The 24,487-nt window shown below is 64.3% G+C and carries 27 protein-coding genes; 11 read left to right on the top strand and 16 right to left on the bottom strand.

Annotation, left to right across the window (positions count from 1 at the left end; all coding sequences use genetic code 11):
• Positions 1-101: 101 nt before the first annotated feature.
• From EN874_RS11380 to EN874_RS11370, 3 genes are all read right to left on the bottom strand, one after another.
• Entirely contained in the window at positions 102-563 is a 462-nt protein-coding gene (locus EN874_RS11380) for an HPr kinase/phosphorylase (RefSeq protein ID WP_126086528.1), read from the bottom strand.
• A gap of 33 nt (positions 564-596) precedes the next feature.
• The gene (locus EN874_RS11375; RefSeq protein ID WP_126086527.1) at positions 597-2,381 is read right to left on the bottom strand and encodes a sensor histidine kinase; all 1,785 of its coding nucleotides are present in this window, start codon (positions 2,379-2,381) and stop codon (positions 597-599) included.
• Between the two features lie 124 nt (positions 2,382-2,505).
• The gene (locus tag EN874_RS11370; protein ID WP_006201274.1) at positions 2,506-3,207 is read right to left on the bottom strand and encodes a response regulator transcription factor; all 702 of its coding nucleotides are present in this window, start codon (positions 3,205-3,207) and stop codon (positions 2,506-2,508) included.
• Between the two features lie 341 nt (positions 3,208-3,548).
• Here EN874_RS11370 and EN874_RS11365 point away from each other — a divergent pair, with 341 nt between their 5' ends.
• The 4 genes from EN874_RS11365 (at position 3,549) to EN874_RS11350 (ending at position 7,582) form a co-directional block, all read left to right on the top strand.
• On the top strand, positions 3,549-5,159 hold the full coding sequence (locus tag EN874_RS11365; protein WP_127424851.1) for a phosphoenolpyruvate carboxykinase: 1,611 nt from the start codon (positions 3,549-3,551) through the stop codon (positions 5,157-5,159).
• A 93-nt stretch (positions 5,160-5,252) separates the two neighbouring features.
• The gene (arfB, locus tag EN874_RS11360) at positions 5,253-5,690 is read left to right on the top strand and encodes an alternative ribosome rescue aminoacyl-tRNA hydrolase ArfB (protein WP_126086525.1); all 438 of its coding nucleotides are present in this window, start codon (positions 5,253-5,255) and stop codon (positions 5,688-5,690) included.
• 87 nt (positions 5,691-5,777) lie between these two features.
• The gene (locus EN874_RS11355; RefSeq protein WP_127424850.1) at positions 5,778-6,398 is read left to right on the top strand and encodes an alpha-ketoglutarate-dependent dioxygenase AlkB; all 621 of its coding nucleotides are present in this window, start codon (positions 5,778-5,780) and stop codon (positions 6,396-6,398) included.
• A gap of 89 nt (positions 6,399-6,487) precedes the next feature.
• The gene (locus EN874_RS11350; RefSeq protein WP_168247433.1) at positions 6,488-7,582 is read left to right on the top strand and encodes a phosphatase PAP2 family protein; all 1,095 of its coding nucleotides are present in this window, start codon (positions 6,488-6,490) and stop codon (positions 7,580-7,582) included.
• Between the two features lie 115 nt (positions 7,583-7,697).
• Here EN874_RS11350 and coaA read toward each other — a convergent pair whose 3' ends face one another.
• The 9 genes from coaA to hisB form a co-directional block, all read right to left on the bottom strand.
• Positions 7,698-8,657 (bottom strand): type I pantothenate kinase, encoded by a 960-nt coding sequence (gene coaA, locus EN874_RS11345; protein WP_127424848.1) that lies wholly within the window; start codon positions 8,655-8,657, stop codon positions 7,698-7,700.
• 84 nt (positions 8,658-8,741) lie between these two features.
• The gene (locus EN874_RS11340; protein WP_127424847.1) at positions 8,742-9,065 is read right to left on the bottom strand and encodes a phosphoribosyl-ATP diphosphatase; all 324 of its coding nucleotides are present in this window, start codon (positions 9,063-9,065) and stop codon (positions 8,742-8,744) included.
• A 71-nt stretch (positions 9,066-9,136) separates the two neighbouring features.
• Positions 9,137-9,931 carry an imidazole glycerol phosphate synthase subunit HisF gene (gene hisF, locus EN874_RS11335; RefSeq protein WP_168247456.1) on the bottom strand — a complete coding sequence of 265 codons (795 nt, stop codon included), beginning with the start codon at positions 9,929-9,931 and terminating at the stop codon, positions 9,137-9,139.
• Positions 9,928-10,767: an arginase family protein gene (locus tag EN874_RS11330; protein WP_127424845.1), complete on the bottom strand. Its 840-nt coding sequence runs from the start codon at positions 10,765-10,767 to the stop codon at positions 9,928-9,930. The genes hisF and EN874_RS11330 overlap by 4 nt, the downstream gene beginning before the upstream one ends.
• A complete protein-coding gene (gene hisA / locus EN874_RS11325; RefSeq protein ID WP_127424844.1) occupies positions 10,764-11,510 on the bottom strand; it encodes a 1-(5-phosphoribosyl)-5-[(5-phosphoribosylamino)methylideneamino]imidazole-4-carboxamide isomerase in 747 nt (248 codons plus the stop codon). The genes EN874_RS11330 and hisA overlap by 4 nt, the downstream gene beginning before the upstream one ends.
• Positions 11,511-11,512: 2 nt before the next feature.
• Positions 11,513-11,803 (bottom strand): DUF1330 domain-containing protein, encoded by a 291-nt coding sequence (locus tag EN874_RS11320; RefSeq protein ID WP_127424843.1) that lies wholly within the window; start codon positions 11,801-11,803, stop codon positions 11,513-11,515.
• 3 nt (positions 11,804-11,806) lie between these two features.
• Entirely contained in the window at positions 11,807-12,457 is a 651-nt protein-coding gene (hisH, locus tag EN874_RS11315; protein ID WP_127424842.1) for an imidazole glycerol phosphate synthase subunit HisH, read from the bottom strand.
• A gap of 1 nt (position 12,458) precedes the next feature.
• The gene (locus tag EN874_RS11310) at positions 12,459-12,935 is read right to left on the bottom strand and encodes a DUF2628 domain-containing protein (protein WP_127424841.1); all 477 of its coding nucleotides are present in this window, start codon (positions 12,933-12,935) and stop codon (positions 12,459-12,461) included.
• A 4-nt stretch (positions 12,936-12,939) separates the two neighbouring features.
• Complete coding sequence (hisB, locus tag EN874_RS11305; RefSeq protein WP_127424840.1) at positions 12,940-13,539, bottom strand: imidazoleglycerol-phosphate dehydratase HisB; 600 nt, start codon at positions 13,537-13,539, stop codon at positions 12,940-12,942.
• Between the two features lie 206 nt (positions 13,540-13,745).
• Between hisB and hslV the strand changes: the two genes are divergently transcribed.
• The 5 genes from hslV (at position 13,746) to EN874_RS11280 (ending at position 18,008) form a co-directional block, all read left to right on the top strand.
• Positions 13,746-14,297, top strand: coding sequence for an ATP-dependent protease subunit HslV (gene hslV / locus EN874_RS11300; RefSeq protein ID WP_127424839.1), 552 nt, complete (start codon positions 13,746-13,748; stop codon positions 14,295-14,297).
• A 50-nt stretch (positions 14,298-14,347) separates the two neighbouring features.
• A complete protein-coding gene (locus tag EN874_RS11295) occupies positions 14,348-14,872 on the top strand; it encodes a GNAT family N-acetyltransferase (protein WP_127424838.1) in 525 nt (174 codons plus the stop codon).
• 4 nt (positions 14,873-14,876) lie between these two features.
• On the top strand, positions 14,877-15,476 hold the full coding sequence (locus EN874_RS11290) for a DUF2585 domain-containing protein (RefSeq protein ID WP_127424837.1): 600 nt from the start codon (positions 14,877-14,879) through the stop codon (positions 15,474-15,476).
• A 5-nt stretch (positions 15,477-15,481) separates the two neighbouring features.
• Positions 15,482-16,795, top strand: a complete 1,314-nt coding sequence (hslU, locus tag EN874_RS11285; protein WP_126086510.1) for an ATP-dependent protease ATPase subunit HslU — start codon at positions 15,482-15,484, stop codon at positions 16,793-16,795.
• Between the two features lie 253 nt (positions 16,796-17,048).
• Complete coding sequence (locus tag EN874_RS11280; protein WP_127424836.1) at positions 17,049-18,008, top strand: DUF1402 family protein; 960 nt, start codon at positions 17,049-17,051, stop codon at positions 18,006-18,008.
• Between the two features lie 14 nt (positions 18,009-18,022).
• On the opposite strand, the gene EN874_RS11275 is transcribed toward EN874_RS11280, so the two are convergent.
• Genes EN874_RS11275 through EN874_RS11260 form a run of 4 tightly spaced genes read right to left on the bottom strand, consistent with a single transcriptional unit; the run spans position 18,023 to position 21,566 of the window.
• A complete protein-coding gene (locus EN874_RS11275) occupies positions 18,023-18,832 on the bottom strand; it encodes a 3-methyl-2-oxobutanoate hydroxymethyltransferase (protein ID WP_127424835.1) in 810 nt (269 codons plus the stop codon).
• A gap of 36 nt (positions 18,833-18,868) precedes the next feature.
• Positions 18,869-20,086, bottom strand: a complete 1,218-nt coding sequence (locus tag EN874_RS11270) for an FAD-dependent oxidoreductase (protein ID WP_189394114.1) — start codon at positions 20,084-20,086, stop codon at positions 18,869-18,871.
• Between the two features lie 17 nt (positions 20,087-20,103).
• Positions 20,104-20,418, bottom strand: coding sequence for a MocE family 2Fe-2S type ferredoxin (locus tag EN874_RS11265; protein ID WP_126089629.1), 315 nt, complete (start codon positions 20,416-20,418; stop codon positions 20,104-20,106).
• A gap of 41 nt (positions 20,419-20,459) precedes the next feature.
• Positions 20,460-21,566: a fatty acid desaturase family protein gene (locus EN874_RS11260; protein WP_127425033.1), complete on the bottom strand. Its 1,107-nt coding sequence runs from the start codon at positions 21,564-21,566 to the stop codon at positions 20,460-20,462.
• A gap of 175 nt (positions 21,567-21,741) precedes the next feature.
• Here EN874_RS11260 and EN874_RS11255 point away from each other — a divergent pair, with 175 nt between their 5' ends.
• Together EN874_RS11255 and EN874_RS11250 are read left to right on the top strand one after the other, a co-directional pair.
• Positions 21,742-22,773 (top strand): LacI family DNA-binding transcriptional regulator, encoded by a 1,032-nt coding sequence (locus EN874_RS11255; RefSeq protein WP_127424833.1) that lies wholly within the window; start codon positions 21,742-21,744, stop codon positions 22,771-22,773.
• 626 nt (positions 22,774-23,399) lie between these two features.
• A complete protein-coding gene (locus EN874_RS11250) occupies positions 23,400-24,341 on the top strand; it encodes a sugar ABC transporter substrate-binding protein (protein WP_126086505.1) in 942 nt (313 codons plus the stop codon).
• Positions 24,342-24,487: the final 146 nt, after the last annotated feature.

Below are 24,487 nucleotides of genomic sequence, written 5' to 3'. Positions count from 1 at the left end.
CGGCGGGAGCGCTATCTTGTCGACGCACGGCCGGTTGACAAGCCCAAAATTGCGACGGCCTGGGCCATTTTGACGCATTGCAGCAAAAAACCCGGACCGGATCACGAGAAAGGCAGGATCGACAGCCGCGCCATCACGGCCGGCAAGGCTGTGACGGCATTGCGCTCGGCAAGATCGATGCGCGGCACCGGGCAGCCCGCGACCGGCTCGCTGATTTCTTCCTGAAAACGGGCCATTTCTGCCTTCGGCACCAGCCGGATATGGAGGTCGATCACGCCGCCCGGTTCGAACGGCAGCGGGCGCGGCATGAAGCCCGGCACTTCGGCGAGGCCGGCGATGATGGGCGGCGCGCGGCAGACCAGCCGCCCGCCATGCGCGGCGGCAAGCAGCCTGTCGTCGCCGATCAGCCGCGAAAACAGACCGCGCGCCCGGCAATGGTCGATGAGCGTCAGCGCCAGCGTCGTCTTGCCGGCGCCGGACGGCCCGGTGATGAGCACGCCGCGCTCGCCGATCAGGATCGCCGTTGCGTGGATATTCTCAGGCTTTGCGGCAGGATCGGACATGGTCGTGTCTTGCTATCCTGTCTGGACCGGAGATCAGCCTTCGGCCGGCAGCGTCACCACGAAACGCGCGCCCTTGATCTCGCCGGGCTTGGTGCCGGGGATGTTTTCCGCCGTCAGCGTGCCGCCATGCGCTTCGACGATCTGGCGGCTGATCGACAGTCCGAGGCCGGAATTCTGGCCGAAGGCCTCGCCGGCCGGCCGGTCGGTGTAGAAGCGCTCGAAGATGCGGTCGATCTTTTCGGCCCTGATGCCAGGACCGTTGTCGTCGACGGTTACGATGTTGAACTTGCCGGCGCGCGCCAGCGAGATGGCGATGTGGCCGTGCTCCTCGGGAACGAAGGAACGCGCATTCTCGATCAGGTTGGTGATGACCTGGCCGATCCTGAGGTCGTGGCCGACGACGACATAGCCTTTGACGCCCTGCGGCAGCTTGGCGACCTTGAGCTCGATCTCGACCGTCTTCTTGTTGCGCGTCGTCTCGCGCGAGACCGCGACGAGATCGGTGATGAACTTCTTCAGGTCGACCGTCGAGGCATCCTCGCGCGCCAATTCGGCGTCGAGGCGCGACGCATCGGAGATGTCGGTGATCAGCCGGTCGAGCCGCTTCACGTCATGCTGGATGATCTCCATCAGACGCGCGCGGGAGGTGTCGTTCTTGGCCAGCGGCAGCGTTTCGACCGCGCTGCGCAGCGAGGTCAGCGGGTTCTTGAGCTCGTGCGAGACGTCGGCGGCGAAGCTTTCGATCGCCTCGATGCGCGCATAGAGCGCGTTGGTCATGTCGCGCACCGCGATCGACAGATTGCCAATCTCGTCCTGGCGGTCTGAGAAGTCCGGGATCTCCTCGCGGTTCTTGACGCCGCGCCGCACCCGCACCGCGGCGGCTGACAGCCGTCGCAGCGGATTGGCGATGGTGGAGGCCAAGAGCAGCGACAGGATCGCGGTGACGAGCGCCGCGATGCCGAACACGCGCAGGATCGCCTTGCGCTCGGCCGCGACGATCTTGTCAATGTCGCCGCCTTCGGTGGACAGCATCAAGACACCGAGCACGGCGCGGAAGCGCTGGATCGGCACCGCCACCGAGACGATCTGCTCGCCCTGCTCGCTCACCCGCACGATGGTCGAGGGGCCGCCGGTCAGCGCCTTGACAACTTCGGGGAAGGCCGCGCCGTTGCCGCCGGGCTGCTCGTGATAGACGGGCAGGTCCTTGTTGCGGAAGAAGTCGAAGACGAATTTCTCGACGCGCTCCAGAAGGTCCGGCTGCTCGTCGTCGACAGGCGGCAGGTCGTAGCGCAGGATCTGGCCGCGCGAATAGAGATGCCGCGAATCGAGCAGAAGGTTGGCGTCGCGGTCATAGATGCGGGCGCGCGTGCGGGTCGGCGAGATCAGCCTTCTCAACACCGGCGCCACGCGTTCGGGATTGATCGGGAAATCGAGGTTGTCGAGCTGGTCGGAACCCGGCCCCAGGCTTTCCCCGGCCTGCAGCTCGAGCAGCTTTTCCGGATCGATGCTGATCGAGTCGGTCTCGACCGTCGCCGACGCCGCGATGGCGCCGGCAATGATCTCGCCCTGCGTCATCAGGCTTTCGACGCGGGCGTCGATCAGCCCGTCGCGGAAGGTGTTGAGGTAGAGAATGCCGGTGACCAGCACGGCGAGGCCTGCCAGGTTGAGGAACAGGATGCGCCGCGTCAGGCTGGAGAAGATGTGGTGGCCGAGAAACCGGCGCATCGGCACGGTGATCTTCGACAGGAATGCGGGCACGATCCGCGACGGGCGCTTCGTCGCGCCCGCCCGCCTGCCTCGCTCTACGTCCACTGCCATCGACTAGCAGTCCCTGCTTGGTGAATGGTGAATAGTGAATGGTGAATGGAAATGAGCGCTTGAGATGGGGCCCATGTCATGAAGTGGCCCGCTCGTACCATTTTACCATTCACCATTCACTATCTCATGCTTCGCGGAAGCGGTACCCGACTCCGTAGAGGGTTTCGATCATCTCGAAGTCGTCATCGACGGCTTTGAACTTCTTGCGCAGCCGCTTGATGTGGCTGTCGATGGTGCGGTCGTCGACATAGACCTGCTCATCATAGGCCGAATCCATCAGCGCATCACGGCTTTTTACCACACCGGGGCGCTGCGCCAGCGAATGCAGGATCAGGAACTCGGTCACCGTCAGCGTCACCGGCTCGCCCTTCCAGGTGCAGGTGTGCCGCTCCTGGTCCATCACCAGCTGGCCGCGCTCGAGCGAGCGCGCCTGCTGGCTGGGCGCCTTGGCGGCCGCCTCGCGGGCGCTGGTGCGGCGCAGCACCGCGCGTACCCGCTCGACCAGGAGGCGTTGCGAGAACGGTTTGCGGATGAAGTCGTCGGCACCCATCTTGAGGCCGAACAATTCGTCGATCTCGTCGTCCTTCGAGGTCAGGAAGATCACCGGCAGGTCGGATTTCTGCCGCATCCGGCGCAGCAGCTCCATGCCGTCCATGCGCGGCATCTTGATGTCGAGGATGGCGAGGTTCGGCGGCCGCGCCGCCAGGCCTTCCAGCGCCGACGCGCCGTCGGTGTAGGTTTCGACGCGGTAGCCCTCGGATTCGAGCGCGATCGACACCGAAGTCAAAATATTGCGGTCGTCGTCGACAAGCGCGATTGTTGCCATTTCAAGCGGCTCCCTCATGAGCTGTCCCTTCTGTCGTCGAGAAAGGGCTTTTGCAGGACAAATTGGGTACAAAATGTGGCACGGGCCCAGTCCGAAGTCACGGGCGGCCTGCCGCTACACACGATCGCACCCGCAACGGGATTGGACGAACAAAACCTGCCAATCCTTTGGGCAATCTCTGTGATTTTTTGCACATCTAAACGATTTAAACAACTTTCAAATTTTTTAAATCGATTAAAGATTTGATATCATTCGCCTTTTCTGGTTCTGAGCCTATCTAGCCCTTGCGCGTTCCGGCAATTCATCTGTCAAACGCGGCCAAAATCCAGAGAGGAAATTTGATGTCGGAAGCCGGCAAACGCAACCCCGACTACGCCATTGACGCGATCGGCCTGAAGACTACAGGCACGGTGCGATACAATTTCGGCGCCGCCGAGCTCTACGAGGAAGCGATCCGCCGCGGCGAGGCGAAATTGACGGCGCAGGGCGCGCTGGTTGTCGAGACCGGCCAGCACACCGGACGCTCGCCGAAGGACAAGTTCGTCGTGCGCGACGACAACACCGGGCCGCATGTCTGGTGGGACAACAACAAGGCGATCTCGCCGGCCGAGTTCGAGGCGCTCCATGCCGATTTCCGCGCCCATGCGATGGCCAGGGACCTCTATGTGCAGGATCTGGTCGGCGGCGCCGACACCGAGTTCCGCTTGCCGGTCCGGGTCGTCACCGAATTCGCCTGGCATTCGCTGTTCATCCGCAATCTCCTGATCCGCCCGGAAGCTTCGGAGCTCGACCGCTTCGTGCCGGAGATGACGATCATCGACCTGCCGTCCTTCCGCGCCGATCCCGCCCGCCACGGCACCCGCACGGAGACGGTGATCGCGGTCGACCTGACCCGCAAGATCGTGCTGATCGGCGGCACGTCCTATGCCGGCGAGATGAAGAAGTCGGTGTTCACCATGCTGAACTACCTGCTGCCGGAGACGGGCGTGATGCCGATGCATTGCTCGGCCAATGAAGGGCCCGCCGGCGACGCGGCCGTCTTCTTCGGCCTGTCCGGAACCGGCAAGACGACGCTGTCGGCCGATCCGTCGCGGACGCTGATCGGCGACGACGAGCACGGCTGGGGTCCGCATGGCATCTTCAACTTCGAGGGCGGCTGCTACGCCAAGACGATCCGGCTGTCGGCCGAGGCGGAGCCCGAGATCTTCGCCACCACGCAGCGCTTCGGCACGGTGCTGGAGAATGTCGTGCTCGACGCCGCCCGCGTGCCGGACTTCAACGACGGCAGCCTCACTGAAAACACGCGCTGCGCCTATGCGCTCGATTACATACCCAACGCCAGCAAGACCGGCCGCGCCGGTCATCCGAAGAACATCATCATGCTGACGGCCGACGCCTTCGGCGTCATGCCGCCGATCGCCAGGCTGACGCCGGCGCAGGCTATGTATCACTTCCTCTCCGGCTACACCGCGAAGGTCGCAGGTACCGAGAAGGGCGTCACCGAGCCCGAGGCGACGTTCTCGACCTGCTTCGGCGCGCCCTTCATGCCGCGCCATCCGTCCGAATACGGCAATCTGCTGCGCCAGCTGATCGCGGGCCACGGCGTCGACTGCTGGCTGGTCAACACCGGTTGGACCGGCGGCGCCTACGGCACCGGCCGCCGCATGCCGATCAAGGTGACGCGCGCGCTGCTGGGTGCGGCGCTCGAGGGCTCGCTCAACGACGCCGAATTCCGCACCGACGTCAATTTCGGCTTCGAGGTGCCGGTGGCGGTTCCGGGCGTCGACGGCGCCATCCTCGATCCGCGCTCGACCTGGGCCGACAAGCCGGCCTACGACCGCCAGGCCGCGAAGCTGGTCGGCATGTTCGCGGTCAACTTCGAGAAGTTCGAGAAGCATGTCGACGCGACCATTCTGGGCGCTGCGCCGCATCTGCAGGAAGCGGCCGAATAGCCGCTTCGCGGCATCCTTCCCCGCATCCTTTCCTTCGGGCCCGGCTTCTGCCGGGCCTTTTCTTTTTTTCGCCGCCGCGCCATGACTGCGCGCATGAGTGCCGACGACAGGATCATCATTGCCAGCGACGCGGTCATCCATCCGGGCGACCTGCACGAGGATTTCATCCGCTCTTCCGGTCCGGGCGGCCAGAACGTCAACAAGGTGGCGACCGCCGTGCAGTTGCGCTTCGACGCGGCAAACGCGCCGGGCCTGTCGGAGCGGGTGCGGGCGCGCGCCATCAAGCTTGCCGGCCAGCGCGCCACCAAGGATGGCGTCATCGTCATCGAAGCCGGGCGTTTCCGCACCCAGGAGCAGAATCGCGCCGACGCGCGGGCGCGGCTGACGGCACTGGTCGGCAAGGCGGCCGAGCCGCCGCCGCCGCCGCGCAAGAAGACGAAACCCTCGAAGGGCGCCGTCGAGCGGCGCCTCAAGACCAAGGCCGGGCGCGCGACGGTGAAGAAGCTGCGCGGCCGGGTGGAGAACGACTGAGGCCGAGATCCGGCGGCGGATCCGCTTTCGGGTCGCGGAGCCATCTTATCGATGGCATGCTCGGGCGAATTGATCGGATCGAATCTCATGCTCGTTCTGCCCAAGGGCGTTCGGCACATGCCGGGCTATCTGCCGCGCGCGGCGCAGGAAGCGCTGGTCGAGGAGATCAGGCGCGTCGTGCAGGCCGCGCCGCTTTACGTGCCGGCCATGCCGCGCACCGGCAAGGAGATGAGCGTGCGCATGACCAATTGCGGCACGCTCGGCTGGGTGACCGACCGCGAGCGCGGCTATCGCTACCAGCCGACGCATCCGGTGACGGGCCAGCCGTGGCCGCCGATCCCCGAAGCCCTGCTGAAACTGTGGCGCGAGGTGTCGGCCTATGCGCATCCGCCGGAGGCCTGCCTGGTCAATTTCTATTCGGCGGACGCCAGGATGGGCCTGCACCAGGACCGGGACGAGCAGGATTTCAAAGCACCGGTCGTGTCGGTGTCGCTGGGCGACGATTGCCTGTTCCGGGTCGGCCAGACCACGCGCGAAGGCGGCACGAAGTCGTTCAGGCTGAAGAGCGGCGATGTCGTCGTGCTGGGCGGCGAGGGGCGTCTCTCGTACCACGGCGTCGACCGCATCTACCCCGCGACGTCGGCGCTGCTGAAGAATGGCGGCCGCATTAATCTGACGCTGCGGCGGGTGACGGTGCCCGAAAGCTAACCAAATCTATAATTTTCTCTCATAAAGACGGGTCAGCTGTTGCAGCCTGGGGTCTGGCAATGACGGAAAGCTATTCGGTCCTGCGCGGCGTGTGGGCGATCGTCAGGGAGGCGGTCCAACTCGTTCGCAGGGATTCGGGTCTCTATCTGGCCATCGTCATCTATGTTCTGGCCGGGCTGATCTTTCTGAACGCGATAGGCGCCGCCGATCGCCTCGCGTTCTCGATATATTTCGGGTCGTGGATTTCGCTCAACGGCTTCGTATTGCCCACAATGGCCGTTCTTGCCGACGCAATTTTCATCATACATCGTTTCAATTCCCGGCGGCGTCTAGTCGTGAAAAGGGTGTTTTCCACCGAGCGGCTGGCATATTCGCTATCGGGGTTGTGCCTTCTCATGGCGCTCATGATCTTCCAGGGCAACTTCACCTCCGTGAAAAACGGGATGTCGGTCTGGCAGGGCGGCTTTCGATACGACGTCGTGCAGGCCAACATCGACGCTTTCCTCCATTTTGGCACCGATCCGTGGCGCTGGCTCTACGCTGTGGCCGAAAGCGATCGGGTGCGCGCCGTGATAGAGTGGAACTACAACGTCTTCTGGTTTCTGCTGAATTTCGGCGCCTTGTTCTTCGTCGCGACATCGCCGATGGTGGCATCGGTCCGCACGCGCTATCTCGCCTGCTTCATGGCGGTCTGGATTGTCGTCGGGAACATCCTGGCGGCGCTGTTCCTGTCGGCAGGTCCGGCATTTTACGGCGCGGTCACGGGAGACACGGCGCGGTTTGGCGAGCAGCTTGCATTCCTCGCCCGCGGTGCCGCATCGAGCAACTCGGCTGCTTTCTATCAGCAATATCTATGGTCGCTGTATGAGGCCAAGCAGACCGGGTTCGCTACAGGCATCTCGGCGTTCCCCAGTGTCCACGTCGGTCTTGCGATGCTCAACGCATTGTTCGTGCGCGAATACAGCCGCCGGCTCGGCGCCGTCGCTTTGCTCTATGTGGCCTTTGTCGCGATCAGTTCGGTCTATCTGGCGTGGCACTACGCCATTGACGGCTATGTCGCGGCCATCGTCGTGCTTGCGATTTACGTCGTGGCCCGCAAGCTGATCCCCGCGGACCGCCGGCCAGTGCCGAGCCTGCCGGCCCGAACCGTCGATCGTCCCGTGGCGGCCGCCGCGGTTTTCTGAGGCTCGTCTCCTTGTTTTGGGAGAACGACATGCATCAAGCCAACACCTGAAGCACGTCGCTGAACCGCATCAGCGCGACGCGCCGGTCCGCGGCGCTCCACGCCGCCGCATTCGATCAGAGTTTCCGCAGCGCCACCTCTTCGACCAGGTGATTGGCGCCTTTGCGCAGGATGAGATCGGCGCGCGCCCTGGTCGGCAGGATGTTCTCGCGCAGGTTCTTCAGGTTGATGTTGCTCCACAGGCCTTCGGCGATGGCGCGCGCGGCATCCTCCGAAAGCTGCGAATAGCGGTGGAAGAAGGAGTCCGGATTGCGGAAGGCGGTCTCGCGCAGGCGCATGAAGCGCTGGATGTACCACTGGTGGATCAACTTCTCGTCGGCGTCGATATAGATGGCGAAGTCGAAGAAATCGGACAGGAACGGCACGATCTTGCCGTCCTTGGGCAGCTTGCCCGGCTGCAACACGTTGATGCCTTCGAAGATCAATATGTCCGGCCTGTCGATGGTGACGAACTCGCCGGGGATGACGTCATAGGTCAGGTGCGAATAGACCGGCGCGCGGACGTCGCGCTGCGCCGACTTGATGCCGGACAGGAATCTCAGCAGCGCGCCGACGTCGTAGCTGTCGGGAAAGCCCTTGCGCTCCATCAGGTTGTCGCGGCGCAGAACCTCGTTGGGCAGCAGGAAGCCGTCGGTGGTGATGAGATCGACCTTGGGGCTCGACGGCCAGCGCGCCAGGAGTTCCTTCAGCACGCGCGCCGTGGTCGATTTGCCGACCGCCACCGAGCCGGCGATGCCGATGATGAACGGTGTCTTGACCACATCCTGCGCGTTGAAGAAGGCCTGCCGCTGCCGGAACAGCAGCTGGCTCGCCTCGACATGCGCGGAAAGCAGGCGGGAAAGCGACAAATAGATGCGCTTGACCTCCTCGAGGTCGACCGGGTCGTTCAGCGACCGCAGCCGGTCGATCTCGTCCTCGGTGAGGGTCAGCGGCGTATCGGCGCGGAACTGTGACCATTGCTCGGCCGAGAAGAAACGATAGGGGGAATATTTCTCGGTCGGAGCGAGCTGGTCCATCGAGCCTCCTGCCCTCCTAGAGCATGATGCCGAAAAGGGCGAAGCGGTTTCCGGGCGACATCATGCTCTATCCGTCTCTTTCGGTCAGCCCTTGGGCCGCGACGCCTTTTCGGCAATGCCCGAGCGGCCGCTGCGGCCCTCGAGCTCCTTCACAACCTCGTCCAGCGGCACGCCGGCGATGCCGAGAACGACCAGCCAATGATATATAAGATCAGCACTTTCCGAAACGAGGCTCTGCCGGTCGCCGCGCACGGCGGCGATCACGGTCTCGACGGCTTCCTCGCCGAGCTTCTGCGCCGCCTTGTCCATGCCCCTGGCGAACAGCTTCGCCGTCCACGAGTCCGGGTCGCCGGAATGGGCGCGTTGATGGATGATCGTTTCTAGCTCGGCGAGCGAAAATTGAGCCATGGCAGTCATCTATCTGCTTGTTTAAGCATGATCTTTTCCGAAAACCGGGTCCCACTTTTCGGGATCATGCTTTAAGCCCGTTGAACCGGCGAGTCCAGCCGCATCGGCAGGCCGGCCTTGGCCATATGCGCCTTGGCTTGCGCGATGGTGTAGGTGCCGAAATGGAAGATCGAGGCGGCAAGCACCGCGCCGGCATGGCCGTCGCGGATGCCCTCGACCATGTGGTCGAGCGTGCCGACGCCGCCCGAAGCGATCACCGGCACGCGTACCGCGTCGGCGATGGCGCGGGTGAGCCCGATGTCGTAGCCGGCCTTGGTGCCGTCGCGGTCCATCGAGGTAAGCAGGATCTCGCCGGCGCCGCGATCGACCATTTTCCTGGCGAATTCGACCGCGTCGATGCCGGTCTTCTCGCGCCCGCCATGGGTGAAGATCTCCCATCGGTCGGCCTCGCCGGCCGCCGACACCTTCTTGGCGTCGATCGCCACCACGATGCACTGGTTGCCGAACTTGTCGGCGGCTTCCGTGACGAAGTCCGGGTTCTTCACCGCCGCCGTGTTGATCGACACCTTGTCGGCGCCGGCCAGAAGCAGCTTCCTGATGTCGGCCACCTGGCGCACGCCGCCGCCGACGGTCAGCGGCATGAAGCATTGCTCCGCGGTGCGGGCGACGACGTCGAAGATCGTCTCGCGATTGTCGGACGATGCGGTGATGTCGAGGAAGCAGAGCTCGTCGGCGCCCGCCGCGTCATAGGCCTTGGCCGCCTCGACCGGATCGCCGGCATCGATGAGATCGACGAAATTGACGCCCTTGACCACACGGCCGTTCTTGACGTCGAGGCAAGGAATGACGCGGGCCTTCAGCATCAGCTTCTCCCGAGTGTCGCGAGCAGGTCGACCAGCAGCTCGCCGACCAGCGGCGGCACCTCACCCTTGGCATCGAAGGCAGGATCATAGGCGGAGATGGTGAGGCCGGCGACGGGCAACGCGCCGGCAATGCCGCACATGGCTTGTCGCAACTCGTCCGGTCCGGGACCGCCGGGCGTCGCGTAGCGGTTGGCCTGCAATTCTTCCGGGTCGTGGACGTCGAGGTCGATATGCATGTGCACCAGCTCCGCGCGGGCCGCCTTCAGCCTCTCGCCCGCGCGCGACCAGTCGGGGCATTCCGCGCGGATGATAGGGAGCTTTTCCAGCAGTTCCCTTTCCGCTGTGTCGAGGTCGCGTGCATTGACGAGCACCGAGCGGGCGGGATCGATTGCCTTGAAGCCCGGAATCTGCCCCGCCATCGGCCGCCAGCAGAGGCCGAGCACCGTCGCCAGCGCCATGCCGTCGAGAAAGCCCGATGTCGAGGTATCCGGCGTGTTGATGTCGCCGTGCTGGTCGGCCCAGATGATGGCGTCGGCGCCTTCGCCGGCCACCGCGCCGGCGCTGGTCAGGCAGTTGCCGGCGAGCACGATGGGAAACCGGCCGTTGTCGCGGGCAATCCGAACCTCGCCGGAAACGGCGTTGCAGACCGCGAAGCCGGTTGCGATCTCGCGCGCCTGCTCGTCCTCGCTAACCCTGCCGATGTCGTGGACGTCGATGTCGTGGCCGGCAAGCTTGAGCGCCTCGGCCAGGCCGCCGGCCATCAGCGCGTCCGGACCCTGGCCGCAACCGCCGTGATAGTGGCCGCTGTCATAGGATGCCAGGATGATCGAGACGTTCACGGCCTTGCCTCCATCGTCTCGCCGCGCAGGATCGCCAGCGCCTCCGCCGGATCGATGCGGCCGTCATAAAGCGCCCGGCCGGAGATCGCGCCTTCGAGTTTTTGCGCGTCGGGCATGGTCATGCGCACAATGTCGGCGATCGAGGCCAGCCCGCCGGACGCGATCACCGGGATCGACACCGCCTCGCCGAGATCGATGGTGGCGTCCCAATTGATGCCGGAAAGCACGCCGTCGCGATCGATATCGGTGTAGATGATGGCGGCGACGCCCGCGCCCTCGAACTTCTTCGCCAGCTCGATGACGCCGAGCTCCGAGGCTTCGGCCCACCCCTCGACAGCGACCTTGCCGTCCTTGGCATCGATGCCGACGGCGATCTTGCCGGGAAAGGCCTTGCAGGCTTGCTTCACCAGCTCGGGCTCGCGCACCGCGATCGTGCCAAGGATGACGCGCGTCAGGCCGCGGTCCAGCCAGTCCTCGATCTGCGCCAGCGTGCGGATGCCGCCGCCGAGCTGCACCGGGTTTTTCGTCGCCTTGAGGATGGCGCCGACCGCGGCGGAATTGACGCTATGGCCCTTGAAGGCGCCGTTGAGGTCGACCACGTGCAGCCATTCGAAACCCTGCTCCTCGAAGGCTCTCGCCTGGGCTGCCGGGTCATCGTTGTAGATGGTGGCGGTTGCCATGTCGCCATGCTTGAGGCGCACGCATTTGCCGTCCTTGAGGTCGATAGCTGGAAAGAGGATCACGGTCAGGCGCCCTCGACGATGACGAAATGGCCGGTCGACGACGCCAGCCGGAACTTCAAGGCTTCCTGGTATTCCGGCGACTCGTAGCAGGCGAGCGCCGTATCGTAGGATGAAAACTCCACCACCACATGGCGGTTCCCCGTCGGCCCCTCCGGGCTCGTGTAGCGTCCTGCCCGGACCGGAAACTTGGCGCCATATTTGGCGAAGGCCTTCGCATTGGCCTCGATGTAGTTCTTGTACGCGCCCGTGTCGCGAATATCGATCATGGCGATCCAGTAGCCCTTCTTGCCCATGGCCTAAGGCCTCCACTTCAGGAAATTGGCGATCAGCGCCAAGCCAAGCGCCTGGCTTTTCTCGGGATGGAACTGCGTGCCGGCAAGGTTGTCGCGGGCAACCGCCGCCGTCACCGGGCCGCCATAGTCGGCCGTCGCCAGCACTTCGGCAGGGTTCCTCGTTTCCAGGTGGTAGGAGTGGACGAAGTAGGCATGCAGCCCCTTCGGGCCGGTCTCGATGCCCGAAAACAGCGGATGCTTGCGTTGAAGCTCGATCGTGTTCCAGCCGATCTGCGGGATTTTCAGCGTCGGATCGGCCGGCGTGATTTCCTTGACGTCGCCGGCGATCCAGCCAAACCCTTTGGTGATCGTCTTTTCCAGCCCGCGTTCCGACATCAGCTGCATGCCGACGCAGATGCCGAGGAAAGGCCGCGCCTTGCGAAGGGCCGCCTCTTCCACCGCGTCCCACATGCCGGCAACGGCATGGAGGCCGGCGGCGCAGTCGGCATAGGCGCCGACGCCCGGCAGCACGATGCGGTCGGCGCTGCGCACCCGCTCGGCGTCGGCGGTGAGATCGATGGTCGCCGCAATGCCCGCCTCATGCGCGGCGCGCTCGAAGGCCTTGGTGGCCGAGCGCAGATTGCCCGACCCGTAATCGATGATCGCTACCCGCATGTCAGGGCCTTCCGGGCGTATGGGTCAGGCCCAGCGCCATGCCCGTCTGCGCCGGGCGCGCCAGGCTCGTATCGGGAACGATGCGCGGCATCGGTGCCTGCCCTTCGGTTCGCTCGTCGGTTTCCAGCGCGTGGCGGACCTCCGCGTCACTGTGCGTGCCGGCCTCGACCACCCCCCATTCCCGCCAGCCGCGGCGGCGCAGCGCCGATATCCGCAGCCCTTGACCTTCGAGCCCGATATAGAGCGACACCAAGAGCGACAGGGCCGATCCGGCCCACTCGAGGCCGAGCTTTTCGCCGAGCGCCGACAGCACGGCCATGACGACGAAGGTGAGCAGGGCCTCGATCCACAGCCGGCGCCAGGCGAGCCAAAGCGGCGAGAACAGGAAGCCGAGCCAGGTGAAGCCGTCGCGCACCAGGGTCGCATCCTCGGCCTTGTTGCCGCCTGTCGGCGGCTCCATCACGACATAGATGGCCATCGGGCTATCCTTTCAGGGACCCCTTGGTGGACGGCACCGCTTCGGGCTGGCGCGGATCGGGCTCCAGCGCCGCGCGCAGAACCCTGGCCACCGCCTTGAAGCAGGTCTCGGCGATATGGTGGTTGTTGGCGCCGTAATGGTTGGTCACATGCAGCGTGATGCCGGCATTCTGGGCCAGCGCCTGGAAGAATTCGCGCACCAGCTCGGTGTCGAAGGTGCCGATCTTCGGCGACGAGAAGACGACGTTCCAGACCAGGAACGGCCGGCCGGAAACATCGATCGCCGCCCTTGTCAGCGTCTCGTCCATGGCCAGGTCGATCGAGGCATAGCGCATGATGCCGCGTCGCTCGCCCAAAGCCTTGCTCAGCGCCTGGCCGATCGCGATGCCGGTATCCTCGACCGTGTGGTGGTCGTCGATGTGCAGATCGCCCTTGGCCTTGATCGTCATGTCGATCAGCGAATGGCGCGACAGCTGGTCGAGCATATGGTCGAAGAAGCCGACGCCCGTCGAAATGTCGGATTTGCCTTTGCCGTCGACATGGACCGACACGGTAATCTCGGTTTCCTTGGTCTTGCGGCTGATTTCTGCGGACCGGGGCGGCATCAGTCTGTCCTGTTCGGAGGCGCGGGCTTGAAAACGAGAGCCTTCTATCAGCATGATCCGGCGATTGCCAGTTGCCATTCCAGGCGGTATCGGCCTCTGCCGGAGGCGGTTTGCAATCACCCGCCACATGCATACATATGGCGTCAAAAGTCACTCGTACCGCGCCAATCGCCTTTGAAAAGGGATAGCGCGAATCGGAGCTCGAAATGTCGAATGAACTCACCATGCACGGCACGACCATCGTCACCGTGCGCAAGGGCAACAAGGTTGTGATCGCCGGCGACGGCCAGGTCAGCCTCGGCCAGACCATCATGAAGGGCAACGCCCGCAAGGTGCGCCGGATCGGCAAGGGCGGCAGCGTCATTGCCGGTTTTGCCGGCGCCACCGCCGACGCCTTCACCCTGCTCGAGCGCCTCGAGGCCAAGCTCGAGCAATATCCCGACCAGCTGACGCGCGCCTGCGTCGAGCTCGCCAAGGACTGGCGCACCGACCGCTATCTGCGCCGCCTGGAAGCGATGATGCTGGTGGCCGACAAGTCGGTCTCGCTGGCGCTGACCGGCACCGGCGACGTGCTCGAGCCCGAACATGGCGTCATGGCCATCGGCTCCGGCGGCAACTACGCGCTGGCCGCCGCCCGCGCGCTGATGGACACCGACAAGGACGCCGAGGAGATCGCCCGCAAGGCGATGCAGATCGCGGCCGATATCTGCGTCTACACCAACAGCAACTTCGTCGTCGAAACGCTCGATGCCGCCTGAGGCAACTGGCCATGATCCCAAAAAGTGGGAACCGGTTTTTGGAAAAGATCATGGTCGAACAGGACGATAGCTACGATTTCCGGCCGGTCACCGAAAAGGACCTGCCGATGATCGCCCGCTGGCTTGCCGAGCCGCATGTCGCCCAGTGGTGGGACGACCCGCAAAAGGAGATCGCCGAGATCCGCGAGCACATCTCCTCGGTTTCGGTGGAGCCGCTGATCGTCGAGCTGAACGGCAGGCCGATCGCCTACCTGCAGAGCTACGATCCGCATCTTGAGGACGACCATCCTTACGCCGACCAGCCATTCGGCACGCTCGGCATCGATCTGTCGATCGGCCCGCCGGACCTGGTCGGCATCGGCCACGGCTCGGCAATCGTGCGCCAGTTCGTCGGGGCGCTGTTCGAGGAAGGCGCGCCGCGCGTCATCATCGATCCGCATCCCGACAACGGCCGCGCCATCCGCGCCTATGAAAAGGCCGGCTTCAGGCCGATCGGCCGCAGGCAATCGCAATATGGGGACGTCGTGCTGATGGCCGTCGATGCGGCCGAAAGCGACGAAGAAGAGGGGGAATGACCGGATGAACACGCTTGGCGAGGACAAGACGCTCTCGGCCTATGAGGACAGCTGGCGCATGGGGCTGCTGCTCGTGCTCGCCCTGGTCGTTTTCCAGGCCGGCGTCCTCTACGGCATGGGCCATCCGCCGATCTGCACCTGCGGCTACGTCAAGCTCTGGCATGGCGTGGTGAACAGCTCGGAGAATTCCCAGCACATCGCCGACTGGTACACCTTCTCGCACGTCATCCACGGCTTCCTGTTCTACGCGCTGGCAACGTTCCTGTTCCCGCGCTCGCCGGTCGGGCTGAGGCTGGCCTTCGCCGTCCTCATCGAGGGCGGCTGGGAAGTCCTGGAAAACAGCCCCTTCATCATCGACCGCTACCGCGCCGGCACTATCTCTCTCAACTACTACGGCGACAGCGTCATCAACTCGGTGTCCGACACGCTGTTCATGGTGCTGGGATTTGTGATGGCGCGAAAGCTCCCTATATGGGTGATCGTGGCCCTGGCGCTCATTTTCGAGTTCGGCACGGGCTACATCATCCGGGACAATCTGACGCTCAACGTGATCATGCTGCTGCATCCGTTCGAGTCCATCAAGCAGTGGCAAAGTGGAATTTGAGTATTATGAGCACCTTCTCCCCCCGCGAAATCGTTTCCGAACTCGACCGCTTCATCATCGGCCAGAAGGACGCCAAGCGCGCCGTGGCGATCGCCCTGCGCAACCGCTGGCGCCGCCAGCAGCTGGAAGGCCAGATGCGCGAAGAGGTGATGCCGAAGAACATCCTGATGATCGGCCCGACCGGCGTCGGCAAGACCGAGATCTCGCGCCGCCTGGCGCGGCTCGCCGGCGCGCCCTTCGTCAAGGTCGAGGCCACCAAGTTCACCGAGGTCGGCTATGTCGGCCGCGACGTCGAGCAGATCGTGCGCGACCTCGTCGAGGTCGCCATCGGCCTGACGCGCGAGAAGATGCGCGAGGACGTCAGCGCGCGCGCCCAGGTCAACGCCGAGGAGCGCGTGCTGGAGGCGCTCGTCGGCAAGACGGCGAGCCCGGCCACCCGCGATAGTTTCCGCAAGAGGCTGCGCGACGGCGAGCTCGACGACAAGGAGATCGAGATCGAGGTGGCCGACACCGGCTCCGGCGGCATGCCTGGCTTCGAGATCCCCGGCATGCCCGGCGCCAACATCGGCGTACTCAACATCAACGACATGCTGTCGAAGGCGATGGGCGGCCGCAGGACCAAGAGCCGCAAGACCACGGTGCGCGATTCCTATGCGCTTCTGGTCAATGACGAGTCCGACAAGCTGCTCGATCAGGACGAGGTGGTGCGGCGGGCGCTGGAATCGGCCGAGAACGACGGCATCGTCTTCATCGACGAGATCGACAAGATCGCCTCGCGCGAAGGCGGCATCGGCGCCGGCGTTTCACGTGAAGGCGTGCAGCGCGACCTGCTGCCGCTGGTCGAAGGCACGACGGTTGCGACCAAATACGGGCCGATCAAGACGGACCACATCCTGTTCATCGCCTCGGGCGCGTTCCACGTCTCCAAGCCGTCGGACCTGCTGCCGGAGCTGCAGGGCCGCCTGCCGATCCGCGTCGAATTGCGCGCGCTGGAGAAAGAGGATTTCGTCCGCATCCTCACCGAGACCGAGGCCAGCCTCATCAAGCAGTATATCGCGCTAATGAAGACCGAAGGCGTCGATCTCACCTTCACCGACAATGCCATCGATTCGCTCGCCGGCATCGCCGTCGACCTCAACGCCAGCGTCGAGAACATCGGCGCCAGGCGCCTGCAGACGGTGATGGAGCGGGTGCTGGACGAGATCTCCTACGACGCGCCGGACCGCAACGGCACGAAGGTCACCATCGATGCCGACTATGTGCAGAAGCATGTCGGCGACCTGTCGCGCAACACCGATCTGTCGCGGTTCATCCTCTGACCGCCGAGTTCATTTCGGGCCGGCATATGTGCCGGCCCGAAATCCAAAGTGTGGCCAAATGGAAGCAACTGGCCACCATTCTTGGTGACATGCCGTTGCCTTCTCTCGACTCTCCTGCCGCCTTTACCTAGGTTGCCGCCGATTTCGACGGCAATTTCAGGAAAAGTGCGCAGCGGTTTTCCGTCCGAAATTGTGTAAAAATAAGTGGTTGGAACGGATCGGCGACAGCTGAGCCGGTCCAGGGCGGCGGCGCATGAAGAAGCTTATCCTCCTCTTTCTCGGCCTGGCTTTGGCATCGGCCATATCGATAGCCGATGCCGCAACCATGGTGCCGCCGGGCAATCGCAACGGCGTGCAGCCGGATATCCCCGGCGCCTCCAGCCGGCGCACCCAGGCCACCAACACCACCTTCCAGGCCAAGTATCGCAAGGTCTACGCGCTCTTGCGGAACGATGCCGAGCTTCGCGCCAAGATCACGAAAGTGGCGGCCACCTACGGTATCGATCCGATGCATATCGTCGGCGCCATCGTCGGCGAGCACACCTACAATGTCGACGCCTACGACCGGCTGCAGACCTATTACGTCAAGGCGATGTCCTATTTGTCGAGCAAGCTCACCTTCGCCTATGACGGCGAGGACGTCAGCGATTTCGTCCAGCGTCCGGAATTCAGGAAATGCTCGGGCGCGGACGACAGCTACGATCTTTGGGAATGCCGCGAGCAGGTGTGGAACCATTCCTTCCGCGGCAAGACCGTCGGCGGAACCAGCTTCCCCAACGACCGCTTCGGCGCCATCTTTTTCCAGCCCTACTATGCCGGCCAGACATTTGGGCTCGGCCAGCTCAACCCGCTGACGGCGCTGCAGATGAGCGATCTTGTGCACAAGGTCTCCGGCCTGCCCGAGCTCGACGTCAACGATCCGAACACGGTCTACAAGACCATCATGGATCCGGACCTGACGCTGCCCTACGTCGCCGCGACCATCAGGAAGTCGATCGACGCCTATAAAAGCATCGCCGGCTTCGACATCTCGCACAATCCGGGCCTGACCGCCACGCTCTACAATGTCGGCAATCCCGAGCAGCGCGCCTACGCGCTGAAGGAAGAGAACGAGAAGCGCCGCGCCGCCGGCGAACCGGAAAAGCTGCCCGAGGAGAACTATTACGGCTGGCTGGTCAACGACAAGCTGGACGAACTGAAGGCGCTGTTCTAGGGGCCCGAGGGGCCTCAGTACCCTTCCGAGGCGAGATACGCCTCGAACTTGTGCATTTCCTCGGCATCAGCCTCGACCATGTGGCGCGGTCCCGGATAGGCGCCGGACTGGATGTCGTCGGCATATTCGCGGAAGGCGGCGATGCGCTCGTTCTGGAGGCGGTCGAATTCCGCCGCGAAGTCGCGATAGCGCTTGGCATGCCGCGGATAATGGCCGCGATTGGTGCCGAGCACGTCTTCCGAGAACAGGTATTGCGCGTCGCAGCCCGCGCCGGCGCCCATCGAGATCATGATCAGCGGCGTGCGCCGCGAGATGGCGCTGGCGACGGCCGCCGGAACCACCTCGATCTCGGCCGCGAAGGCGCCGGCGGCTTTGAGGTCCTTGACCTGCTTCCACACGAAGGCAGCGCTCTCGGCGGTCTTGCCGACGGCCCTGAAGCCGCCTGTCCAGGTCGCATGCGCCGGGATCAGGCCGACATGGCCGCAGACCGGAATGTGCTCGTCGCGCAGGCGGCGGATGGTCTGCAGGCTGGCCGAGCAATACATGGCGTCGGCGCCGGCCGCGCGCAGCTTTACCGCCATGCGCAGGATCTCGTTTGTGGTTGCGCCGAGCTTCATGCGTTCGTCGCCCGGAATGGCGAAGCAGGTCGGCGCGGCATCGCGAAAGCGCGGGTCGAACATCACGTCGTAAGGGACCGAGATGAGGTCGATGCCTGCGCGCTCGGCTGCCTCCGCCTCCTCCAGTGAGAAGACGCGCAGCTTGGAAAGCTGGCGCTTGCCCTTCAGCGCCTGCAGATCGGCGACGGTCGGTCTGTTGCGGGCCATCTTTGTCTCTCACCTTTGACTGGCTGATAGCGCCGCTCACGCCGCCAGCAGTGACTTCAGCTTGACTGTTTGCGAGCCGAGCGCCTCCGGCGCCGGCGCCGCCCGTTTCGCGATCAGCATCTCGGCCAGCCGGATGTCGCGCGCCACCGCATTGCCCGGGCCGATGCCGCTGGCCGCAACCAGCCTGCCGTCCTCGGCCAGGTGGAACAGGATGAAGGCGCCGTCGTCGAGGTCGCGCCGCACGATCGAGCGGCCCTCGTCGGAAAGCCCGGCTATCTGCAGCGTCAGCCAATACTGATCCGACCAGAACCACGGCACGGCGGCATGCGCCTCGTTGGCGCCGAGCATGTTCGTCGCCGCGAGCGCGCCCTGCTCCTGCGCGTTGCGCCAGGCTTCCAGCCGCACGCGCCGGCCGCCATAGATGGCGAGCGGGAACGAGCAGCAGTCGCCGGCGGCGAAGATATCGGGATCGCCGGTGCGCAGCGTGTTATCGACCGCGATGCCGTTATCGATCGCCAGCCCCGCTTCGGCGGCGAGCGCCGTCACCGGCACCGCGCCGATGCCGATCACCGCGAGATCGGCGACAACGTCCTGCCCGTCCGCAAGCGTGATGCGGACTTCGGCGCCGTCATCGGCGATCGCCGTGATGCCCTGGCCGGTGAGGACGTTCACGGCTTCGGCCTCATGCGCCTTGTGGATGACCTCGGCGATCTCGGCCGGCACGCCGCGCATCAGGATGCGCGGCTGCGCTTCGATGACGGTGACCGCGGCGCCAAGCTTGCGCGCCGAGGCGGCGAGCTCGAGGCCGATGAAGCCGCCGCCGATGATGGCGACACGGTTCTCGGGCTTGAGATGGGCACGGATGGCGAGCGCGTCGTTGAAGGTCCTGAGGTAAACGCAACCCCCGCCAAGGCCCGGCATCGGCAGCTTGCGCGGCAGGGATCCGGTCGCGAGCAGCAGCTTGTCGTAAGAAAGGGAAGAGCCGTCGGACAGGCTCACCCTATGCCCGGCGCGATCGACCGCAACGGCGCGGACGGAGTGGATGTGGCGGATGGAACGCTCGGCCAGGAGCTCGTCGCTGGCGATCGCCTTGATGAGCGGCGCCTCGCTGGTCATCGCATCCTTCGACAGCGGCGGCCGCTCGTAGGGCAGATGCGGCTCGTCGCCCACCAGCGTCACCGGCCCCTCATAGCCGAGATCGCGCAGCGCAAGCGCTGCGCGCCCGCCGCATTCGCCGGCGCCGATGATCACCATTCCTCCCGCCATCGCCGTTACCCGAGCTGAATGAGGACTTTGCCGGCGTCGACCTTGACCGGGTAGGTCCTGAGGTTGACGCAGACCGGTGCGCCGCGTGCGTCGCCGGTCTTGTAGTTGAAGCGGCCATTGTGCTTGGGGCATTCGATGATGTCGTCCATCACCAGTCCGTCGGCCAGATGCACCTTCTCATGCGAGCACAGGCCGTCGGTCGCGAAATACTCGTCGTCCGGGCTGCGGTAGATGGCGTAGGTGCGGCCGGCATGGTCGAACCGGATCACGTCCTCTTCGTCGATGTCTCCGGCCGCGCAGGCCTCGACCCAGTCGCTCATGTCGTCCTCCGGCAAATGGATGGTCAGCGTTTCTGAACCGGTCACTCGGCCGCGGCCGCCACCGGATTGTCGTTGTGCAGCTCTTCCCGGTAAGGCTTTGCCGTCGGCGGCAGCTCGCGCTTGAGGAAATACTCCTCGTTGCGCAGCTGGCGCAGGAAGGCCGGGATCATCTCGCGATAGCCGGCCAGGATCGACGGCGTCGGTGCCGGCAGGTCGTGCTTGATCATTTCGTGCAGCCTGGGCAGCGCGTGATAAGGCACCATCGGGAACATGTGGTGCTCCACATGGTAGTTCATGTTCCAGTAGATGAACCGGCTGATCGGGTTCATCAGCACCGTGCGGCTGTTCAGGCGGTGGTCGATGACATTGTCGGCGAGGCCGCCATGCTGCAGCAGCCCGGTCATGACGTGATGCCAGGCGCCGTAGAGGCGCGGCAGGCCGACCAGCATCAGCGGCAGCCAGGAATGCAGGTAGAGCGCCAGCGCGATGGTCGCGATGTAGACGGCGAGCCAGATGCGGGCGGCGCGGATCGCCTTGGGCTGCTCCTGTTCCGGGATGAAGGTCTTTTCCGCGGCGCTGACGACGCCGGCGGCATTGCGCACCATGTCGACCATCGCGTGCCAGGCGTCGACAATGCCGAAGAAGTTCAACGCCACGCGCAGAAGGTCCGGCGGCCGCATGACGGCGATCTCCGGGTCGCGGCCGACGATGATGGTGTCGGTGTGGTGGCGCGTATGGCTCCAGCGCCAGGTCACCGGATTGCGCATGATCATGAAGCAGGCGAGCTGGTAGACGGCATCGTTCATCCACTGGGTGCGGAAGGCCGTGCCGTGGCCGCATTCGTGCCAGCGGGAATCGGTCGAGGAGCCGTAGAGCGTGCCGTAGACGAAGAAGAACGGCACGCACCACCAGCTGCCCCAGAACCAGGCGCCGCCCGCGGCGCTGAGGATCAGCGCGGCAAGCCAGATGACGGTGTCGCGGATCGCCGGCTGGTCGGAGCGCTGCATCAGCTCCTTCATCTTTTTGCGCGGGATCTCGGTGTGATACCACTCGGCCGCCGCAAGCCCGTTCTCGACCGCGAGCCTGGCGTCGCGGCCGGTCAGGCTGTAGTCGCGTCCGGACGATGCCGGAGACGTGATTGCCGTCATTGCGGGTTCCTCCATCAGCCCTGGCGGATAGCCCTCGGCGGTGCCGGGCTCGCGCATGGCTGGCTTCCACTTCACCATAGCGCTACCTCATGATAGTCTCAACGTCATGAAGATAGTTTCTATCATTTTTTATCACGGTGAGCTATCCTGAGTCGGGGCAGACTATGGAGCATTCATGGCAAAGCGGCCGACAATCACCGATCTCGCGCGCGTTTCCGGTTTCAGCGTCGCGACCGTCGACAGGGTGCTGAACAACCGTCTGCCGGTACGCGAGGAAACGGCGCGCCGGGTCTACGAGGCCGCGACCGATATCGGCTATCACGCCGCCGGCCTCATCAAGCAGCGCATGCGTCAGGAATTGCCGGAGTACCGCCTCGGCTTCCTGCTGCTCAGGGGCAATGATGTCTTCTACGGCGACTTCGCGCGCGAGCTGGAACTTGCGGTCTCGCAGTCGCAGCGCTTCCGCGGCGCCGCGACCATCGACTTCGCCGCCTCGCTGGCGCCCGACGAGATCGCCGCCCAGATGCGCAGGCTGGCGGCGAAATCCAGGGCCATCGCCGTCGTCGGCCCCGATCATCCGACGCTGACGGCGGCGGTGGAAGCGCTGAAGGCGAGGGGGCAGCCGGTATTCTCGCTGCTGTCCGACTTCGCCGCCGGCATCCGCGAGGGCTATGTCGGGCTGGACAACCGCAAGGTCGGGCGCACCGCTGCCTGGATGATCGCCAAGGCCGCGAAAAAACCCGGCAAGGTCGCGCTGTTCGTCGGCAGCCACCGCTTCCACGGCCATGAGCTGCGCGAGATCGGCTTCCGCTCCTATTTTCGCGAGCACGCGCCGGACTTCAGCGTGATGGAGACTCTGGTCAACCTAGAAGCCAACCAGGTGACGCATGATGCGATGCTCGATCTTCTGGCCCGGTATCCGGACCTCGCCGGCTGCTATGTCGCCGGCGGCGGCATGGAAGGCGCGGTCGCGGCGCTCAGGGCGGCAAAGCCGGCAAACATACCGGTGGTCATCTGCAACGAGATCAACGCCGAGTCGCGCGCGGCACTCGCCGACAACGTCCTCACCATGGTCATCTCGACGCCGCTCGCCGCGCTTTGCCGCGAGCTTGTCGGGCTGATGGCGCGTGCCATCGAGAGCGGCGCAGCCAATGCGCCCGGACAGACCTTCCTGCCCTTCGACATCTATCTGCCGGAAAACATTTGAGCCGCCAGCACAGGGATTTTGATCGGTCGGCTCTGTTTGCGTTGGCAGGTGGCATGCGTTGGAGATTGGCCGAAACGCCCATCGCGATCGTCATTCTATGGTCTGCGTCGCGTCGCTTCGCTCCTTGCTCCGCCATAGAATGACGACGTTGGGACGGCTTCAACCAATCCCAGGCGTTTGCGCTGATTTCACGGAAATGAACGGAAAATCTTCCACCAAGACAAACGGCAACCTTTCAAAATCCCTGTTTCGGGGAACTGACCTCCAATGCGATGGGATCGACCTGAAAGAATCCATCAGGCTGATGGATTCTTTCATGACGGTTTGCCGCGATTCTGGGCCCGTGCGTCGACGACTGTGGTCTTCGTCACGGTGATCAGGATCGAAAAACCGGCATGTGCATTCCGAATCTCCCTTGACGTCGCCAAGCGAAATGGAATAAATATTTCACCAACTAGGTGTTTTGGTTCTTTCGTTCCGGAACAACTGTTTCAAACAGAGGGCCAGGCGTTCCATTTGCGCAAGCAAAACGCCTCCGGAACGGCCATAGGGAGAGTTTCCCCGGACAGATCGGGGATTCCGGTTCAATTCGGTGCAGCCGGACACCAAGTGGAGGAGAAACTAAAATGAAGAAACTGCTTTTGGGCGTCGCGCTATCGGCGCTGATGAGTTCGTCCGCCTTCGCCGCCAAGATCGGCGTTTCGATGGCTCTTTTCGACGACAATTTCCTGACCGTGCTGCGCAACGGCATGATCGCGCAGGCCAAGGGCATGGACGGCGTCGAGCTGCAGGTCGAGGATGCGCAGAACGACGTCGCCAAGCAGCTTGACCAGATCAAGAACTTTGCCGCTTCGGGCGTCGACGCCATCATCGTCAATCCGGTCGACACCTCGGCCACCCAGGCGATGTCGGATGCGGCGGCCGCGGCCAAGATTCCGCTGGTCTACGTCAACCGCGAGCCGGTCAATGTCGACAAGCTGCCCGACAACCAGGCCTTTGTCGCCTCGAACGAGGCCGAATCCGGCACGCTCGAGACCAAGGAGGCCTGCCGCCTGTTCAAGGAAGCCGGCAAGAAGGAAGTCAATGTCTATGTGATCATGGGCGAGCTTTCCAACCAGGCCGCGGTGCAGCGCACCAAGGACATCGAGGAAGTGATCGCCACCCCGGACTGCAACTTCATCAAGATCATCGACAAGCAGACCTCGAACTGGAAGCGCGACGAGGCGCAGAACCTGATGACCAACTGGCTGTCGTCCGGCAAGGCGTTCGACGGCGTCATCGCCAACAACGACGAAAGCGCCATCGGCGCCATCCAGGCGATGAAGGCCGCCAATATCGACATGAAGTCGGTCGTGGTCGGCGGCGTCGACGCCACCCAGGACGCGCTGGCCGCGATGCAGGCGGGCGATCTCGACGTGACGGTCTTCCAGGACGCGGCCGGCCAGGGCGCCGGCGCGCTCGACGCGGCGCTGAAGCTCGCCAAGGGCGAGAAGGTGGAGCACAAGGTCTACATCCCCTTCCAGCTCGTCACGCCGGCCAACATCGACAAGTTCCTGAAGAAGAACTGAGGCTGCGCCGACGCAATTCCGGGAAAACCGCACAGCGGTTTTCCGACCGGAATTGCGTGAAGACAAACTCTGGAGCGGCGCTCCGACGCATCGGACTGGCTGAAACCGGCTGCTGACAAAGCGGCGCCGCACCCTTCCTTCTCCCG

Source organism: Mesorhizobium sp. M1D.F.Ca.ET.231.01.1.1 (assembly GCF_003999155.2).
GTDB lineage: Bacteria > Pseudomonadota > Alphaproteobacteria > Rhizobiales > Rhizobiaceae > Mesorhizobium.
Note: the sequence above shows the minus strand (reverse complement) of the source record. Positions and strands in the feature narration are given on the sequence as shown.

Bases quoted from the DNA above. Each gene is read 5' to 3' on its own strand.
- coaA (WP_127424848.1), bottom strand. From the start codon at position 8,657: ATGGACCAGCTCGCTCCGACCGAGAAATATTCCCCCTATCGTTTCTTC.
- EN874_RS11355 (WP_127424850.1), top strand. From the start codon at position 5,778: ATGCTCGTTCTGCCCAAGGGCGTTCGGCACATGCCGGGCTATCTGCCG.
- EN874_RS11320 (WP_127424843.1), bottom strand. From the start codon at position 11,803: ATGGGCAAGAAGGGCTACTGGATCGCCATGATCGATATTCGCGACACG.
- EN874_RS11270 (WP_189394114.1), bottom strand. From the start codon at position 20,086: ATGGTGATCATCGGCGCCGGCGAATGCGGCGGGCGCGCAGCGCTTGCG.
- EN874_RS11295 (WP_127424838.1), top strand. From the start codon at position 14,348: ATGGTCGAACAGGACGATAGCTACGATTTCCGGCCGGTCACCGAAAAG.
- hisH (WP_127424842.1), bottom strand. From the start codon at position 12,457: ATGCGGGTAGCGATCATCGATTACGGGTCGGGCAATCTGCGCTCGGCC.
- EN874_RS11370 (WP_006201274.1), bottom strand. From the start codon at position 3,207: ATGGCAACAATCGCGCTTGTCGACGACGACCGCAATATTTTGACTTCG.
- EN874_RS11260 (WP_127425033.1), bottom strand. From the start codon at position 21,566: ATGACGGCAATCACGTCTCCGGCATCGTCCGGACGCGACTACAGCCTG.
- EN874_RS11380 (WP_126086528.1), bottom strand. From the start codon at position 563: ATGTCCGATCCTGCCGCAAAGCCTGAGAATATCCACGCAACGGCGATC.
- hslV (WP_127424839.1), top strand. From the start codon at position 13,746: ATGTCGAATGAACTCACCATGCACGGCACGACCATCGTCACCGTGCGC.
- EN874_RS11375 (WP_126086527.1), bottom strand. From the start codon at position 2,381: ATGGCAGTGGACGTAGAGCGAGGCAGGCGGGCGGGCGCGACGAAGCGC.
- EN874_RS11280 (WP_127424836.1), top strand. From the start codon at position 17,049: ATGAAGAAGCTTATCCTCCTCTTTCTCGGCCTGGCTTTGGCATCGGCC.
- arfB (WP_126086525.1), top strand. From the start codon at position 5,253: ATGAGTGCCGACGACAGGATCATCATTGCCAGCGACGCGGTCATCCAT.
- EN874_RS11365 (WP_127424851.1), top strand. From the start codon at position 3,549: ATGTCGGAAGCCGGCAAACGCAACCCCGACTACGCCATTGACGCGATC.
- EN874_RS11275 (WP_127424835.1), bottom strand. From the start codon at position 18,832: ATGGCCCGCAACAGACCGACCGTCGCCGATCTGCAGGCGCTGAAGGGC.
- hslU (WP_126086510.1), top strand. From the start codon at position 15,482: ATGAGCACCTTCTCCCCCCGCGAAATCGTTTCCGAACTCGACCGCTTC.
- EN874_RS11290 (WP_127424837.1), top strand. From the start codon at position 14,877: ATGAACACGCTTGGCGAGGACAAGACGCTCTCGGCCTATGAGGACAGC.
- EN874_RS11340 (WP_127424847.1), bottom strand. From the start codon at position 9,065: ATGGCTCAATTTTCGCTCGCCGAGCTAGAAACGATCATCCATCAACGC.
- hisB (WP_127424840.1), bottom strand. From the start codon at position 13,539: ATGCCGCCCCGGTCCGCAGAAATCAGCCGCAAGACCAAGGAAACCGAG.
- EN874_RS11250 (WP_126086505.1), top strand. From the start codon at position 23,400: ATGAAGAAACTGCTTTTGGGCGTCGCGCTATCGGCGCTGATGAGTTCG.
- EN874_RS11265 (WP_126089629.1), bottom strand. From the start codon at position 20,418: ATGAGCGACTGGGTCGAGGCCTGCGCGGCCGGAGACATCGACGAAGAG.
- EN874_RS11310 (WP_127424841.1), bottom strand. From the start codon at position 12,935: ATGGCCATCTATGTCGTGATGGAGCCGCCGACAGGCGGCAACAAGGCC.
- EN874_RS11255 (WP_127424833.1), top strand. From the start codon at position 21,742: ATGGCAAAGCGGCCGACAATCACCGATCTCGCGCGCGTTTCCGGTTTC.